This window comes from Pseudomonas sp. 05T35, assembly GCF_056396605.1.
The window spans coordinates 1-14,633 of the sequence record NZ_JBFTLU010000054.1 but is presented as its reverse complement, the minus strand read 5'-3'; the positions used below and the strand labels follow the sequence as shown (position 1 = coordinate 14,633).

Genomic DNA, 14,633 nt, shown 5'->3' with positions numbered 1-14,633 from the left:
TCCCATGATCGAACTGACCCGGCTATTGGCGTCCAGCAGCTGGCGGGTATTGAGGTCGGTGGCGTGACCGCTTTGCACCAGCTCTTCGACCATATGGCGGATCTGCACCATGCTGCGGTTGATCTCCTCGGTCACCGCGCTCTGTTGTTCGGCGGCCGTGGCGATCTGGGTGCTGAGGCTGTTGATGTGGCTGACCGAGCCGGCCATTTCGTCCAGCCCGGCGTTGACGCGCGCTGTCGCATCGGCGGCGGACTGACAACTGGCCTGGGTGTTTTCCATCGCCGCCACCGAAGAGCTGACACCTTGGGTCAAACGGCTGAGCATCTCGTTGATCTCCGAGGTGCTGGCCTGGGTGCGGGCGGCCAGGGCGCGGACTTCATCGGCGACCACGGCAAAGCCTCGACCTTGTTCACCGGCCCGCGCCGCCTCAATCGCAGCGTTGAGTGCCAGCAGGTTGGTTTGTCCGGCAATCGCGCCGATCACCCCGAGGATTTCGGTGATGCGCTGGGCGTCCTGCTGCATGCTTTCGACTTTATGGGTGGCACTGGCCACTTCACCGATCAAGGCGATCACGCTGCTCGAGGCTTCGCCCACCACCACCCGCGAGCGGTCCGCGTGTTCGTTGGCGCGCTGGGTAAACGCCGCGGTTTCTGCGGCGTTCTCGGCAACGCTGTCGGCGGTCGAACTCATCTCGGTGATGGCGGTGACGGTCTGGTCGGTCTCCGAGGCATGACGCTGCAGGATCTGGTTGGTGTGTGCCGAGGTCTGTTGCAGCTTTTCCAGGCTTGAGGCCATGGCGCCTGTGGCCTGGGTGACTTCGCCGATCATGTTTTGCAGGTAGGCGATGAAGGTGTTGACCGAATGACCGATTGCGCCCAGTTCATCCTCGGCGCGAATGGTGATGCGCCGGGTCAGGTCGGCGTCGCCGGTGGACAGCGCGTCGATGTTGGCTTTCAAGGCTTTCATGCGCTGGATCAGTTGGCGGATTGCATAAATCTGCAGCAGCACCAGCAGCAAAACCATCGGGATCTGCAACAGGCTCAAGGTGCTCAAGACATCGTCGCGTTGAGCGGTGATCAGGTGGGTCGGCAGGGCAGTGGCAAGGAACCACGGTGTGCCTTCGATCGGACGCATGAAGAACGTGTTCGCCACGCCTTGATTGTCGAACTCGACGCGTTGCAGCGAAGCATCACGGCGCTCCAGTGCGGTTTTGATTTGCGCCGCAAACGGTGAATTGCCAGCCAGTTCACGGATGTTTTTCAGGACAATCGGTGCACTGATGCGCGAGCTGTTGCTGATGATCTTGCCGTCGGCCTCGACGATCAGCATTTCGGCGCCCAGGTCTTTTTCCTTGCGCGCCACCAGGTCGTTGAAGAAGCCAAGGGTGACGTCAATGGTCGCGACCCCGTACGGCACGCCATTGCGCGCTATCGCCATGGCGCAGTTGGTGCGCGGTTCGGCGCTGGCGTCGTCTTTATAGGCCGCGGCCCAGGCGCATTGGCCGCGGGGTGTCTGCATGCCGCCCTTGTACCAGGGCTGATCGTAATAGTTGGGCGCCGCGTCGCTGTTCCAGAAGGTGTTGACGGCCAGTTTTCCCGACGCATCCCGGTGCCAGAAGGTACTGAATTTGTTGCGTCCGGCTTCGCGCTGGCCAGGCAACGGCCAGATCCCGCCACCAAACACCTTCAGCTCACCGTACTGGTCCACCAGGCCAGGCAACACGGTGTCGATGGTCGCGCTGTCGAGCAGGGGAATGGTCTGGGTGATGCTGCGTTGTTGCGCTTGAACCTTGTTCAGTTCGCCCTGGATCTGTTCGGCCACTTCGGCAATACGGTTCAGGGCCACCTGTTCTTCCGTATGCCTCAGTTTCGGCGCGACCAACTGGCTGATGCCCACCACCGTCAAGGCGAATAACAACAGGATAAACAACACCAAAAATAGTGTGTAACGGGCTTGAATGGTACGGAATGCGGGCATTGGACCTGTCCTTGTGCTGAGCGCTCTTGTTGATCTATTGCGGCTTTTAGCAGCTATCGGCCCGTGGCAGGCCGACTTTAGTACCATCGTCCCAAATAGGGTCTTTTACAGACGACCGGTTGGTCATGGACATGAGCCATGTGCGGTTTCATTCCGGGCTGGTGACGTGGTTTCTTTCGGGGGTTATCAGCCTGATTCAGTGACGGTCTGATTGTTAAACAATTGTTTCAAGTCAATGAATTCAAGGGTTTGGTGATTTGTATCCGAAATGTACAAGAATTGTAAAAAGCTGAAATATTTGTAGTCCGAGGGACGCTGGCACATTGATACTCGCGTACCAATTCATCGGTTGAACAAGGACTTTTTATGGTCGCCTTAGAAGGACGTCTGCGCACAGGGACATTGTCATGACTATCGGTTATGTCGGTGGCTGGACCAGCAAGGCCGGATTACTGATTCGCGAGGGCGGAACGAGTGGCAGTAAACCCGTACCGCAGAACGTCAAGGTCAAGCAGATGCTCGCACTGGTGGGCAACGACCCATTGGCGCTGAACACCGCGAAAATGAACGAGCAGAAGCTCTACAAGAACTTCAAGGGATTCGACCCCGAGACGGTTACGGTCAAACAGCTCGGAAACATCAGCGCCTTTTTGCGTGATCGCGGTTTGATCAGCGATGTGACGGCCCTGACGCTGCTCAATGCTGGCGACAAGTTCGATCGCTTTGGGGTGCCGAAGAACCTGGACGAAAAATTCAATGCGCTGGAGTACTTCGCCACGCAACTGGATACCATCCAGAACAACAACCTCAAGGGCAACAAGTACGCCAACCACCTGATTCCCGAGTACAAGAAGGCGATTTACGTACTGCAGAACCTGAAGACGTATGGCATGGGCAATGGCCCCGCCGTTCCGAACACCAAGGGTGTCAGCGGCAAAGCCTGATCTTCAAGTGCAACAGGCCCGTCATACACGGCATGAACGGGCCTGCGACGCTCAATATTATCGATCGAGCATCTGCATGACGGCTTGCGGGTAACGCGCCCCGAGCACTGCGTCATCCGGAAAAATCGCCTCCAGCGCCGACAAGTCTTCCGGACTTAATACAACGTCCAGCGCGGCGACATTCTCCTCCAGATACTTGCGTTGCTTGGTGCCCGGAATTGGGATCAGGTAATCGCCTTGCGCGAGTACCCAGGCCAACGCCAGTTGCCCTGCGGTTACGTCTTTTTCCGCAGCCAGCGCTTGCACCTGCTCGACCAACTGCAAATTCCTGTTGAAGTTTTCGCCTTGAAAACGCGGGCTGAAGCGTCGGTAATCATCCGCTGCAAAATCGTCGGGACTTTTCAGGGCTCCGGTCAGAAAGCCTCGACCGAGCGGGCTGTACGGTACAAAGGCAATCCCCAGGCGCTGGCAGGTGGCCAGGCAATCGTTGTGCTCCTGATCGCGACTCCACAGCGAGTATTCACTTTGCAGCGCGCTGATCGGGTGAACCTTATGCGCTCGTTCAAGGGTTATCGCTGAGGCTTCGCTCAAGCCGAGGTAGCGCACTTTACCGGACTGGACCAGTTCGGCCATGGCACCGACGGTTTCTTCGATGGCCACGTCCGGATCGACGCGATGCTGGTAGTACAAGTCCAGGGTGTCCACGCCCAGGCGTTTCAGCGTGCCGTCGATGGCTGTACGGATGTACTCCGGTCGGCCATCGACTCCACGTGCAGTGGGGTTGGCCGGATCACGCACGATGCCGAATTTGCTGGCCAGGAACACCTGGTCGCGCTTACCCGCAATTGCTTTGCCAATCAGTTCTTCGTTGGTGTGCGGGCCATACATGTCGGCGGTGTCGAGCAAATTGACGCCCAACTCCATGGCGCGATGCAATGTCGCCAATGCCTCGCGAGTATCGCCGCCCGTGGTGTAGAAGTCGGTCATGCCCATGCAGCCCAGACCGATCGCAGAAACCTGAGGGCCGTTTTTGCCTAATTGACGAGTGTGCATGGTGTCGCTCCTTTTTTGATGTGGACCCATTGTTGCGCTCGACAAAAACAAGATAAACCGGCTAAAAACGCTATCACTGTTTGTAATTTCTAAATAATCCGCAGGTAACCAAGAGCAATGGACCGTTTTAATGCCATGCGAGTATTCACTCGCATTGTCGAGCTGGAAGGATTTGCCAAGGCTGCGGACAGCCTGCAAATGCCCAGGGCTTCGGTGACCATCCTGATCAAGCAGCTTGAGGCGCATTTGGGTGTGCAACTGTTGCAGCGGACCACACGACACGTCAGTCCAACCGCCGATGGCGCGGCGTATTACCAGCGCTGCGTGCGATTGCTGGCTGATCTGGAGGAGGCAGAGGCGGCGTTTTCCAGCTCCCGGCAAAATCCGCGCGGGCTTTTGCGTATCGACATGCCTGCCGGCATCGGGCGTTTGCTGGTGATCCCGGCCTTGCCGGAATTTACCCGGCGTTACCCGCTGATAGAGTTGGAAATCGGCTTGAACGATCGCCCGGTAGATCTGATTCGCGAGGGCGTCGATTGTGTGCTGCGCGGCGGCTTATCGCTGGATGATTCGCTAGTGGCGCGACCGCTGGCGTTGCTCGATCAGGTCACCTGCGCCAGTCCCGGCTACTTGCAACGCCAGGGCACTCCACGGTGTCTGGAAGATCTGGCGGGGCACCAGATGGTCGAGTATTTCTCCAGCACCACCGGCAAGCGTTTCGGCCTGGAGTTTGAAATAGACGGACACGTGCACCCGGTGAACCTGCCCATACAGGTAGCGGTCAACAGCGCCGATGGTTATCTGGCCTCCTGTKAAGCGGGTTATGGCCTGGTCCAGACGCCGTACTATCACGTTGCACGGCAGTTGCGCGAGGGAACGTTGTGCGAGGTGTTGGAGCATCTGCCGCCGCCAGGGTTACCCCTGACGGCGCTCTATCCTCCGCATCGACAGTTGTCTCTGCGGGTGCGGGTGTTTGTCGACTGGTTGGTGCAGCTCTGCGCTCAGCCAGGTAACGGGCTGGTGCGCAGAGATTCAGGTAACTGAAGAGGGGGGGGGCGTACAGGTCAACGACGGTAGTAACCATCATGGTGGTAGCGATGGTCGCCATGCCAGCCACCTCCGCCTGGAAAACAGACGCAACCGCTCATGGTCAGGATAATCAGCAGGGGAATCAGCAGTGTGATTCGACGGAACATTTCTCAATCCTCATCGTTTGAACCGCATGCAGCCAAAATGCTTCATGGGCTGTAACATGAGACCCCGCTTGCAGCCGCTCATCCCCGAAGAAGCGTATGAGCTTGGCATGCATCACGATACAAACCGGATACATATTTTCAGGTTCAGGAACCCGCAATGACCCAGTCGCAACGTTTGAAATATTCGATTCTGATCTCCCTTGTCGTGCTGGGGATCATGCTTGGTCTGTCGTACATGCAGAACGCCGGGATGATCAGCGAAAAACTGTTCCAGTACATCGCCATTGGCGTTGCGGTGATCGTCGTGGTGATCAATGGTGTGATGCGCCGCAAGGTCAAGCCTTAAACGACGCGGTATGCGTCATTGACTGCCGTAGAGCACGGCTACGGCTTGAGGGTGCAGGCTGTAGCTCTTGTCTTCGTTCAAGACAATCACGCCTTCGCTGCACAGTCGCTTCAACACTTCGCGAACGCTGAGAAAGGACAGGGGAATACCCAGGTCCAGCAAGTGGCTGTGCACGCCGCGTCCGCCCAGCGGACGATCGTTTTCGATGGCGGTCAGTAACGCGTCGATCACTTTCAGGCGAATCAGGCTGGTTCGCAGGCCGAAGCTTTTGAGCAGTTGCCTGATGTCCTCGTTGCTGTGGCGTTCAGCGCTTTCGGCGAACGCGCCAACGTCCAGTTTCAGTGATCCGTTTGGCGCAAGGTTGCCATCCGTTGGCAGTTGCGAGTTGTACATGCAAAAACTCCTTTTCAGAGCCTGATCAGGAAAAAAAGTGATGGGTGCTCTCATTGATTAATGACGAATGAGCTGCGCAAATCATGAAGGCTCGGATGTAGAAAATTTGTCGGGGTTACGTCAGCGTAAGGTGAGATGCACTGTTTTTCCGGGGCTGGCCACATTAAATTTTCTTCATGCTGACGCGTTACTTCGACAAGGCACATTCCCGCCAGCTGCCGGGGTGGTCTTTCCTGGATTCCAACCTTCGCGATGAGCCGGCGAAAACTACCCTTCACGTTTGATTCACGGGCATCAATTTTCGGTCACAGGTACCGGGTCGAGTTGACGTCCCATTTCACAGACCAGACGTGCGACAGAATCGGCATTGCGAAGGATGGTGTCGATCCGCCGATCCGGTGAAGCCCGGTCGCGAAACACTCTGCGGGCTTCCTTCAGATTGCTGGTGCCGGTGATGGTCTTGATCCCATCACTCAGTTTTTTGGCGGCAGGAATGTCATCGAGGTCCTGCCAGGCTTTCTCCGCGCTGTTCCAGTAGGCGAACAATTCATCGATGGGGGTCTGTATCGACAATGCCTCGCGCTGAAATTGCTCTTGATCCTGTTTCAACTTGCTGGCTTGAGTGGTGATCGTCGAGATCAGGTCGCTGAAGGGTCTTCTCGATTCCAGGTAAGCGATATCCAGCGTATTTGAAAACAGGTGCGAGAACTCATGGATCAGCGTTGCCGCCTGCGCATGGGCAACGACATCAAAGGGCTCCGTCAGCACATGGTTGTAGTGGTTTAGATTTTGATCGAAGAACTTCTCTGTAAAGTGCACTTTCTGTTGCTGGTCATCGTCGAATACAAAGGCAATCAAGCCTTCCCAGGGATAACGGTTTGAACCGACGACAAAGCGCTTATGGTCGAGTTTGTCCAGTGTCGGATCTACCAGTGCCTTGCACAGCGGAACAATGGTTGCCTTGATTTTATCCAGAAGGGACTTATCGACCGTCGGCACATCAAAGAACGCTTTGRAAAAGCCATCCAGCCGTGTTCCGGGCGTGACGGCTCTCAATTGAACCAGATTGTGCAGACTGTTGAATGCGTATGAACGGGCCAGATCCAGCGACTGTTCAATCATCCGGGCCCTTTCCGGGTAGAGCTGACGGATGGCCTCCATGCCTTGAGCCTCTATGTTGATGTGTTTTCGCGCCTTGAAGTGGGACTGGAACTGGTTGTACATCTGAGACATGGTTTTACCGAAATGAACGGTATGCACGTCCGGATCCAGCACCCACTGCGTGCCGCTGTTCTTCAGATAAGGGCCTTGTCGTTGATCATCGACGATGCGTGGTGCCACACCGAACTTTTCGATCCGGAAAACCTTTCCGTTGACCGGGGCATATTTGTACCTGGTTTTTGAATCGAGGTAAGTGCCGTCGACAGCCTTGGCACCCAGCTTTTTCAACTCGATGGTGCTGGCTTCAAAGGATTGCAGCAGAGTGCGAGAAGGAGAGGTGAGATCGACCTTGGCAATGTCGGTGGCAACGAAAGGCTTTTCGACGACGGGTCCGCTGTGCACGACCGGCTCAGCGGTCGAAGCGCCAGGTTGATGCAACAACTTGCCCAGTGTCGCCATTTGCGACACGCCGTTGATAAAGGTCTTGAGCGCAGCCTTCCAATGATGGTCCTGCAGGGCCTCGGCCGATTGTTTGAATGACGTGTAGCTTTCCCACAGAAGGTGGGGGATCGCCAGTTTGCCTGGCAGAAACTCTATGCCGTACCTGAGGCCTTTGCTGAACAATGCCTTGAGCGCCTCCCAGTCGGACTGCCCGGCAGGTTGCGATTGACTGTCGAGCATGTGTGACAGCAGCGCTTTGTTATCGATGAACAATTGGTGCAACAGATTTCCATCGACAGGACTGGATGCCAGTCGAATGTCGGACGTGCCGCTGCCGGCCAGCAAATTTTTGTAGGTCGCCTGATGCGGATCCGGCAGGCGTCTGATCAGCAGATCCTGCAATGCCCCCGGAAGGTTGATTGCGTTCAGGACGCTGGCTTCATTTTCATACTCGGTGATTCCCAGATGCCTGTCGTATGGCGCATACAGAATCTGCGGCGCCGCAGCGGATTCTCCGATCAGGTAGAGCCCTAATGTCTTGACGGCCGCGGCGCCTTCTGTCGCGATCAGCTCCAGGGGACGCACGATTGCCTTGGCGCCCGTTACCGCTGCGCGTGCCAGGGCGTCCGGCATGTCGAGAACTTGCTGAACCAACCCGAAGCCGCGTTCGGAAAGTTTTCCCTGAAGCTTCAGCGTGTGGGCATGCAACAGCAGTTGCCAGGGCAGTTGCTTGATGAATCGCAGCTGTCGGGTCGCGACACCTGGCGCGTCGATCGCCAATGTATTTGAAAGAAATTGACGATAGGTCGCCTTGATGTCCAGCTGTAGCAAAAGCCTTTTGACTGCGCTGGCATCAAGGGCCGCCGGGAGCGTCTGAGCGATTTTCGAGGCAATGCTGAACCCGGTGTTTTGCAAGGTATTGGTATGGTTCAGCGCAAAATCGGTCAATGTTCGCGCAGGACCGGCCAGCGCCAGATTGGGCGTCACTAACAGTTGATCCGGATCGAGACTGGCTCCCGGAAATTGCCTGGTCATTAGCGCTTTCAGTTGTTCGCGGGCATAGTCCGTCAGCGGCTTGACATCATGCAGGTAGTCTTTGCCGCTCTCTATGCTGTGTCGTAATTGCTCCAGTATTTCCAGGTGTCGCAGCACTTCACTCTCGGGCGCCGCCCCGAGCCAGACGGGGAGTGATTGTTGCGTGACGATCCCCTCGGCAATCTGCATCGCACGCTGAAGGTTGAGTGGGGTGGGAGTCTGTTTGTGTTGCTCAAAATCAGCCTGTACCACCGAGCTGGGCAACTCAAGTGAATGGGTGTGCCTTCGGGCGTCCAGGTACTGTTCGATGGCTGATTGTTGACGATCCTGAAGCACATTTCTTTCAATCAGTCGAAAAGGCCCAAGCGTGCAGGTTCGGTGTGGGCGATATTGCGTGCGAGGGATATTTTCCAGGAGCAGCATTCGTTGTTCGTCATCCAGGAGACGCCTGCCCAGCTCGACCTTGACACTGGTGACGGAACTGAAGGTTTCGAGCCCGCGCCCGGGCGTCCACAGGATCGCCCGACCGGAGTGTGCCGGGTCAAGCCCGCCACGCTCGGTCAGCAAAAAGCAGTTGGCCAGCGGCATTGGATCCGGCTCAGTCGAGCACTCAAGCGTCAACGACCAGGCATCTGGTCGAAACCCGTTCAGCGCCTCCCTTTGATTTCGGGTCGGTTTGTCGGGGTTGAGCAGGGTATCGAGCATGGCCTTTTCGTCTGCACGGAGTGTCTTGGTGCTCACTCTCAGCGTGGCTTCACCGCGGATTCCCACCGACATTGCATGGGCGAGATCGGCCTTGATGGTCTCCAGAAAAGTGCTTTGTTGTTCAACACTGCCTGAAGGTTGAGCGGCTGTTTTCAGGTCAAGGGACGATTGAACGCTTTGAAATGTTTTTAGCGACAGGGCAGCCTTTTCTGCCAGCAGGACCGAAGGACGATTGTCGCCGGAAATCAGCGGGCGCGTACTCCAGCGCTCCGAGATTGCTGTCGCCAGCAATTGATTGTCGAGCATGCCACGCACATCCAGTGCCCGGTCGAACAAGGCCTGGACATCGATGGCACCATCGCTGTGTCGGCAGGTGTCCAGTGCATCCGTGATGCTGTGTTGTTGCTTGGCAATGATGTCGTCGACCATGTCGTGAAACACCGGACCAAGCATCGGTACTCCCGACACCTCAGGCTTGTCGAAGCCCAGAAACACATCACGCTGTTGCCGTGTCAGCAAGCTGTACAGTTCGTCGTCGTGTCCGGCCGACCTGACCATGGTTTGTATGATCGCTTTAAGGTCGGCGTAATCTTTCAGGACCTGCAAGCCATTGGACTGGGTATACAGATAAGCCGTGGAGTCGCTGTTCAGCATCATGGCGCCAGCCAGTTCGACGTAATTCTCGCGGTGTTCCCAGATGCGGATTTTTTCCGGTTTCAGGTCGCTGGCAGCGTTGCTGCGTGTAGCGCTTTCGTGGTCGAGGAGTGCGGTCAATGCCAGGCTTTGCTCAGGGCTGATGATTGCGCTCTGGCGCTTCAACAACAGATCCGTTCGGGCCTTGTCGCTCATGGCTTGAGCAAAGAAGTCCCGGCGAGAAACACCGGTATGAACGTCTGTTGCCCAATAGACCTGCAGCAGACTTGCCAGCATGGGCATCAAACTTGCCGCGAGCGCCTTTGTGGCCTGCTCCCACTGATACTGATGTACCGGGTTAACGGGGGAGGAGGGTTGCAGAGGATTGGTGAACTCGCGAACCTGTCCCAAAGGCCATGTTTGATGCAGGTAAAAGCGCAGTAGCGCATCACTCAGGGGCATGGAGTCCACCTGATGTCGAGCGGTGGTAGTGTTCGTCGCTCCAGCGGCCCGGCTTTCAACGAAAAAGCTGACATGGGTGGCGCTTTGATCGAGCTTGGGAAAGGACTTGCGCAGCGCGTTGTTGAGCAATTGATTGAGCATGTCCGTCAGTGTCGGTATTGCGCTCAGCTCCTGGAGCATGAGCTCGACATTTTTACGATGGCTCTGTTTCAGAATGCGGGTCTGTTCTTCGAATACCAGACCGTCGATGACTTGACCTGTCAATGTGAGTGCGTCGTTGGTACCTGACGCATTGCGTTGGGCGATGGGGAGAAAGCGCAACAGGTCCTTGCGCTCTGCAGCATTTTTCAGTTTGTCGTCCAGYGCCTTCAACAATGCTTGTCGATCATCGAACTTTTGCAGCCCGCCATAGGGCGTGTAGAGGATGGCCTGTGTGCCGTTGGGTACCGGATGCATCATGAAGCTGCCCGCAAGGGGCTCGGCGTCTGAACCCGCAGCCTTCAGCATGATGTTCTCGACGGTCATCGGTATTGTTTGTGCTGAGCGCAGTGCGTGGGTCGCCAGTTCAACGGTACGCAGCCAGGACAGGTCCGCGAGTGTGAAACCCATGGCCCGGATGCGTGGGCTCAATATTCTGGTGTCGCGTAATGCTTCAGGAAAAAAAAGCGGTAACGAATCGTCAGTCATTGTTTTTGCCTCAGCTGAAGCGACGGTTCTACGTCGCAGGAAGAAAGCCCAAGGCTAGCGTCTTGGCAGCGTCAAACGGTGGTAGATAGTTAGTGCATGCGCGGCGCCTGCATCGTTGATGATCAGGCCCGTTGCAGGTCTCGGCGTCGTTGAACGACGAAGGTTGACAGAGGGCTCGCAAAACGGTGTTTAATCAGCCTGTAAGGTCCCCGTACGCTGTTGCCCCCTCCAATAAAAAACCTGGAGCTTCAGATGTCTGTGCCACACGATCATGCCGTCAATGCAGTCTCGCAACACTTGTCGTACGAAGAGTTGGTTGGCTTACTGGAATCGATATTTCTAAGGCATGGCACAAGCCCCGAGGTTGCCCGGGTGCTGGCGCAAAACTGTGCGGGCGCCGAACGCGATGGTGCCCACAGCCATGGCGTGTTCCGGATGCCCGGCTATGTCTCGACGCTCAACAGCGGTTGGGTCAATGGCAAGGCCGTTCCAGTGGTCGAGGATGTGGCCTCGGGTTTTGTCCGGGTGGATGCCGGCAACGGCTTCGCCCAACCGGCGTTGGCTGCAGGCCGCGAACTGTTGGTGGCGAAAGCCCGCAGCGCCGGCATCGCGGTCATGGCGATCCGCAACTCCCATCATTTCGCGGCACTTTGGCCAGACGTCGAACCCTTTGCCTATGAAGGTCTGGTGGCGCTGAGTGTGGTCAACAGCATGACCTGCGTGGTGCCGCACGGTGCTGATCGCCCGCTGTTTGGCACCAACCCGATTGCTTTCGCGGCGCCACGCGCGGGTGCAGACCCGATCGTGTTCGACCTGGCCACYAGCGCCATCGCCCATGGCGACGTGCAGATCGCTGCGCGCAAGGGCGAGCGTCTGCCACCCGGCATGGGTGTCGACAGCCTGGGCCAGCCAACGCAGGACCCGAAAGCGATTCTGGAGGGCGGCGCATTGCTGCCGTTCGGCGGGCACAAGGGGTCGGCGTTGTCGATGATGGTCGAACTGCTGGCGGCGGCGTTGACCGGTGGCAACTTCTCGTTCGAGTTCGACTGGTCGAATCATCCCGGGGCGAAAACCCCGTGGACCGGCCAGTTACTGATTGTGATCGACCCGAGCAAAGCCGCCGGGCAGAACTTCGCCGAACGCAGTGAAGAACTGGTCAGGCAGATGCATGCTGTGGGACTGCGGCGTTTGCCGGGTGACCGACGTCATCGCGAGCGGGCCAAGTCGTTGGCCGGGGGCATCGCGCTCGATGCGCAGACCCTGGCGCAATTGCGCGAACTGGCGGGTAATTGAGAGCCATGACGTAACCTGTAGCAGCTGGCGCAGCCTGCGTTCGGCTGCGCAGCAGTCGTAAGTCCTACTTGCACGGTCTGTCTGACATACCGCATGACCAGATTTTACGACTGCTTCGCAGCCGAACGCAGGCTGCGCCAGCTGCTACGGATTATGCGTTGTACCCGGAAGCTCCTAACTGGCTGGCATTAGGCCCATGGCTCGCCTTTGTTATTTCAGCGCCGCCCCAGCAGCAACCCGACCACCAGACCGAACCCGGCCGAGATCGCAACGGTTTGCCAAGGGTGACCGCCGATGTAGGTTTCGGTCGCCTCGACCACTGGCCGGGTCCGTTCACGCACACTGGAGACAGAATCGCGTGCCTGCCGCAGTTTCAGCGCGACTTGTTCGCGCAGGTTCTCAGCTTCCTCACCGACCAGCGAGGCACTGCTTTTGAGCAGTTTCTCCGATTCTTCGATCAACGCTTGAAGCTCGCTGAAGACTTGATCCTTGATTTGCTCGTCGTTTGCTTGCACCGGGGTTTTTCGGGCCATCAGGTGACTCCTTGCAGGTTAAGGGACAGTGATCAATGGAGTGTAGGCGCGGCGGAAAAGTTGCAGGTTTTTTGCCCTGAAAATCAACGCCAATGGAAAATCTGCCTCTGGAGATTTCCACCTACAGTGTAAGATGTTGCCTATTTTATGCAGCAGGTAACTCCCATGAGCTTCAATCTGGCCGACAAGCCCCTTGCCGAGCGCGCTGCGCTTGAAGATGAAAAGTCCCGTCTGTTCGATCTCTGGCAGAGCAACCTGGGTAAATCCAAAGGCGAAGCAGCACGCTTGTTCGGCGAGCGCTCCAAGCGTAAGGGCAAATGGGCCGAGTGGGTGCGCTCTGAACTGGATGCCATGTCACCGCCGGAATACGCGAATATGGTCCGCAGCGAAGTCAATCGCTTGATGGCCGCCAAGTAGACGCTTGTAAAAAGCTCGCTACGATCGCTTCACGCACTTTCAGCAACAGCGGATCGAGCTGGTTGTTGGTTCGCCAGCCCAGTTCGATCGGGTAGCGCGGCAATGCCAGCGGGCAGGGCAGCACGGTCAACCCGCTGAGTGCCGCGATGCTCTGCGCCGCATGGGCCGGAATGGTCGCCACGGCCCGGCTACTCTTGAGCAAGAACGGCAACGCGGCAAAATGCGTGGTTGACGCACACACCCGGCGACTCAATCCCAGCCCCGCCAAACCCTCATCGGTAATGCCGATAAACCCTCCAGACGACACCAGAATGTGCTCGCGAGCGACAAACTCGTCGAGGCCTATTTCCTGTTGTCCGTCGGCCAGGCTATCGGGGTCGACCAGGCACTGATAGCCCCCTTCACCCAGCACCTGACGGCTGAGCAAGCGTTCGGCAAAACCGCCGGCGGTGATCGCCAGGTCAATGCTGCGCTCCATCAAGGCCTGAGCCACGATCTGGCTGTGGGTCTGACGAAAGATCAGCCGCAGCTTTGGCGCGCGCTGGGCGATTTCCTCGATCAATCGCCGGCCATAGGCAATCTCGAAATCATCCGATAAACCGACAATCACTGAACGACCTTCGTACTGGTTGGCCGCCGGATCGACCATCGCCAGGCTTTGTCGGCACTTGTTCAGCGCGTCGCTGACGACCGGTTTCAATTGATTGGCGCGCAATGTCGGCGCCAGACCGCGACCGGTGCGCACAAACAATTGATCGGCGTAGACGTCGCGCAGTCGGCGCAGTGCTGCACTCACGGCGGATTGCGTAACACCTAAACGCAGGGCGGCGCGGCTGGCGCTGGACTCGTCGTGCAGCGCTTCGAAGACTTTGAGCAAGTTGAGGTCGATGTCGGCGATATTCATTTGGCTCATATCTTTCAGCAGTGAACGGGGCTTTATTCATGATCGGCGGTGGCCGGAGAATGAGCAATACCTCAATGCTCAGGGAGTTACCGCGATGCCAAAGTCCATTGTTGCTGCACTGCAAATCGGTTCGTTGCCAGGCGGCAAGGGCGAGACCCTGGAACAGATTCTTTCTTATGAACAGGCGATCATCGAGTCTGGCGCCGGGCTGGTGGTCATGCCCGAGGCGTTGCTCGGCGGTTACCCCAAGGGCGAAGGCTTCGGCACGCAGTTGGGTTATCGCTTGCCGGAAGGGCGTGAGGCGTTTGCGCGCTATTTCGCCAATGCCATCGATGTGCCGGGTGCTGAAACCGAAGCCTTGGCGGGTTTATCTGCGCGAACCGGGGCGAATCTGGTGCTAGGCGTGATCGAGCGTTCAGGCAGCACCTTGTACTGCACCGCGTTGTTCTTTGA

15 protein-coding genes are annotated in these 14,633 nt (G+C 57.3%); 8 read left to right on the top strand and 7 right to left on the bottom strand.

Annotated features, from left to right (window positions below; genetic code table 11):
• A partial coding sequence (locus AC1DH9_RS06450) for a methyl-accepting chemotaxis protein (protein ID WP_477807941.1) occupies window positions 1-1,977 on the bottom strand: 1,977 nt, incomplete at its 3' end.
• 407 nt (window positions 1,978-2,384) lie between these two features.
• Here AC1DH9_RS06450 and AC1DH9_RS06445 point away from each other — a divergent pair.
• Window positions 2,385-2,921 (top strand): hypothetical protein, encoded by a 537-nt coding sequence (locus tag AC1DH9_RS06445; protein ID WP_427537437.1) that lies wholly within the window; start codon window positions 2,385-2,387, stop codon window positions 2,919-2,921.
• 57 nt (window positions 2,922-2,978) lie between these two features.
• Here AC1DH9_RS06445 and AC1DH9_RS06440 read toward each other — a convergent pair whose 3' ends face one another.
• The gene (locus tag AC1DH9_RS06440) at window positions 2,979-3,974 is read right to left on the bottom strand and encodes an aldo/keto reductase (RefSeq protein ID WP_427537434.1); all 996 of its coding nucleotides are present in this window, start codon (window positions 3,972-3,974) and stop codon (window positions 2,979-2,981) included.
• A gap of 117 nt (window positions 3,975-4,091) precedes the next feature.
• Here AC1DH9_RS06440 and AC1DH9_RS06435 point away from each other — a divergent pair, with 117 nt between their 5' ends.
• The gene (locus AC1DH9_RS06435; RefSeq protein WP_477807940.1) at window positions 4,092-5,018 is read left to right on the top strand and encodes a LysR family transcriptional regulator; all 927 of its coding nucleotides are present in this window, start codon (window positions 4,092-4,094) and stop codon (window positions 5,016-5,018) included.
• Window positions 5,019-5,038: 20 nt separating this feature from the next.
• Here the strand turns inward: AC1DH9_RS06435 and AC1DH9_RS06430 are convergent, their stop codons facing one another.
• Window positions 5,039-5,170, bottom strand: a complete 132-nt coding sequence (locus tag AC1DH9_RS06430) for a hypothetical protein (RefSeq protein ID WP_427537428.1) — start codon at window positions 5,168-5,170, stop codon at window positions 5,039-5,041.
• Between the two features lie 157 nt (window positions 5,171-5,327).
• On the opposite strand from AC1DH9_RS06430, the gene AC1DH9_RS06425 reads away from it, so the two are divergent.
• Window positions 5,328-5,516 carry a hypothetical protein gene (locus AC1DH9_RS06425; RefSeq protein WP_019690573.1) on the top strand — a complete coding sequence of 63 codons (189 nt, stop codon included), beginning with the start codon at window positions 5,328-5,330 and terminating at the stop codon, window positions 5,514-5,516.
• A 15-nt stretch (window positions 5,517-5,531) separates the two neighbouring features.
• Here the strand turns inward: AC1DH9_RS06425 and AC1DH9_RS06420 are convergent, their stop codons facing one another.
• Together AC1DH9_RS06420 and AC1DH9_RS06415 are read right to left on the bottom strand one after the other, a co-directional pair.
• Window positions 5,532-5,909 (bottom strand): fe2+ zn2+ uptake regulation protein, encoded by a 378-nt coding sequence (locus tag AC1DH9_RS06420; protein ID WP_427537425.1) that lies wholly within the window; start codon window positions 5,907-5,909, stop codon window positions 5,532-5,534.
• 294 nt (window positions 5,910-6,203) lie between these two features.
• Window positions 6,204-9,770, bottom strand: a complete 3,567-nt coding sequence (locus tag AC1DH9_RS06415; RefSeq protein WP_477807939.1) for a dermonecrotic toxin domain-containing protein — start codon at window positions 9,768-9,770, stop codon at window positions 6,204-6,206.
• Window positions 9,771-10,358: 588 nt separating this feature from the next.
• Here AC1DH9_RS06415 and AC1DH9_RS06410 point away from each other — a divergent pair.
• The 3 genes from AC1DH9_RS06410 to AC1DH9_RS06400 all read left to right on the top strand — a co-directional run bounded on the left by AC1DH9_RS06410 (window position 10,359) and on the right by AC1DH9_RS06400 (window position 12,326).
• Window positions 10,359-10,634, top strand: a complete 276-nt coding sequence (locus AC1DH9_RS06410) for a hypothetical protein (protein WP_427537419.1) — start codon at window positions 10,359-10,361, stop codon at window positions 10,632-10,634.
• A gap of 169 nt (window positions 10,635-10,803) precedes the next feature.
• Window positions 10,804-11,091, top strand: coding sequence for a hypothetical protein (locus tag AC1DH9_RS06405; protein WP_427537416.1), 288 nt, complete (start codon window positions 10,804-10,806; stop codon window positions 11,089-11,091).
• A gap of 194 nt (window positions 11,092-11,285) precedes the next feature.
• On the top strand, window positions 11,286-12,326 hold the full coding sequence (locus AC1DH9_RS06400; RefSeq protein WP_427537413.1) for an Ldh family oxidoreductase: 1,041 nt from the start codon (window positions 11,286-11,288) through the stop codon (window positions 12,324-12,326).
• 215 nt (window positions 12,327-12,541) lie between these two features.
• Here AC1DH9_RS06400 and AC1DH9_RS06395 read toward each other — a convergent pair whose 3' ends face one another.
• Complete coding sequence (locus AC1DH9_RS06395; protein WP_347929938.1) at window positions 12,542-12,859, bottom strand: ElaB/YgaM/YqjD family protein; 318 nt, start codon at window positions 12,857-12,859, stop codon at window positions 12,542-12,544.
• A 165-nt stretch (window positions 12,860-13,024) separates the two neighbouring features.
• Between AC1DH9_RS06395 and AC1DH9_RS06390 the strand changes: the two genes are divergently transcribed.
• Complete coding sequence (locus AC1DH9_RS06390; protein WP_019690567.1) at window positions 13,025-13,276, top strand: hypothetical protein; 252 nt, start codon at window positions 13,025-13,027, stop codon at window positions 13,274-13,276.
• Here AC1DH9_RS06390 and AC1DH9_RS06385 read toward each other — a convergent pair.
• Window positions 13,251-14,189, bottom strand: coding sequence for a LysR family transcriptional regulator (locus tag AC1DH9_RS06385; RefSeq protein ID WP_427537410.1), 939 nt, complete (start codon window positions 14,187-14,189; stop codon window positions 13,251-13,253). The two genes, AC1DH9_RS06390 and AC1DH9_RS06385, sit on opposite strands and share 26 nt — an antisense overlap.
• A gap of 85 nt (window positions 14,190-14,274) precedes the next feature.
• On the opposite strand from AC1DH9_RS06385, the gene AC1DH9_RS06380 reads away from it, so the two are divergent.
• Window positions 14,275-14,633, top strand: a 359-nt coding sequence (locus AC1DH9_RS06380) for a nitrilase-related carbon-nitrogen hydrolase (protein WP_477807938.1), incomplete at its 3' end; no start/stop codon positions are given.

Coding starts and splice junctions, on each gene's coding strand:
- AC1DH9_RS06445 (WP_427537437.1), top strand. CDS start 2,385: ATGACTATCGGTTATGTCGGTGGCTGGACCAGCAAGGCCGGATTACTG.
- AC1DH9_RS06440 (WP_427537434.1), bottom strand. CDS start 3,974: ATGCACACTCGTCAATTAGGCAAAAACGGCCCTCAGGTTTCTGCGATC.
- AC1DH9_RS06430 (WP_427537428.1), bottom strand. CDS start 5,170: ATGTTCCGTCGAATCACACTGCTGATTCCCCTGCTGATTATCCTGACC.
- AC1DH9_RS06425 (WP_019690573.1), top strand. CDS start 5,328: ATGACCCAGTCGCAACGTTTGAAATATTCGATTCTGATCTCCCTTGTC.
- AC1DH9_RS06420 (WP_427537425.1), bottom strand. CDS start 5,909: ATGTACAACTCGCAACTGCCAACGGATGGCAACCTTGCGCCAAACGGA.
- AC1DH9_RS06410 (WP_427537419.1), top strand. CDS start 10,359: ATGTCGAGCGGTGGTAGTGTTCGTCGCTCCAGCGGCCCGGCTTTCAAC.
- AC1DH9_RS06405 (WP_427537416.1), top strand. CDS start 10,804: ATGAAGCTGCCCGCAAGGGGCTCGGCGTCTGAACCCGCAGCCTTCAGC.
- AC1DH9_RS06395 (WP_347929938.1), bottom strand. CDS start 12,859: ATGGCCCGAAAAACCCCGGTGCAAGCAAACGACGAGCAAATCAAGGAT.
- AC1DH9_RS06390 (WP_019690567.1), top strand. CDS start 13,025: ATGAGCTTCAATCTGGCCGACAAGCCCCTTGCCGAGCGCGCTGCGCTT.
- AC1DH9_RS06385 (WP_427537410.1), bottom strand. CDS start 14,189: ATGAGCCAAATGAATATCGCCGACATCGACCTCAACTTGCTCAAAGTC.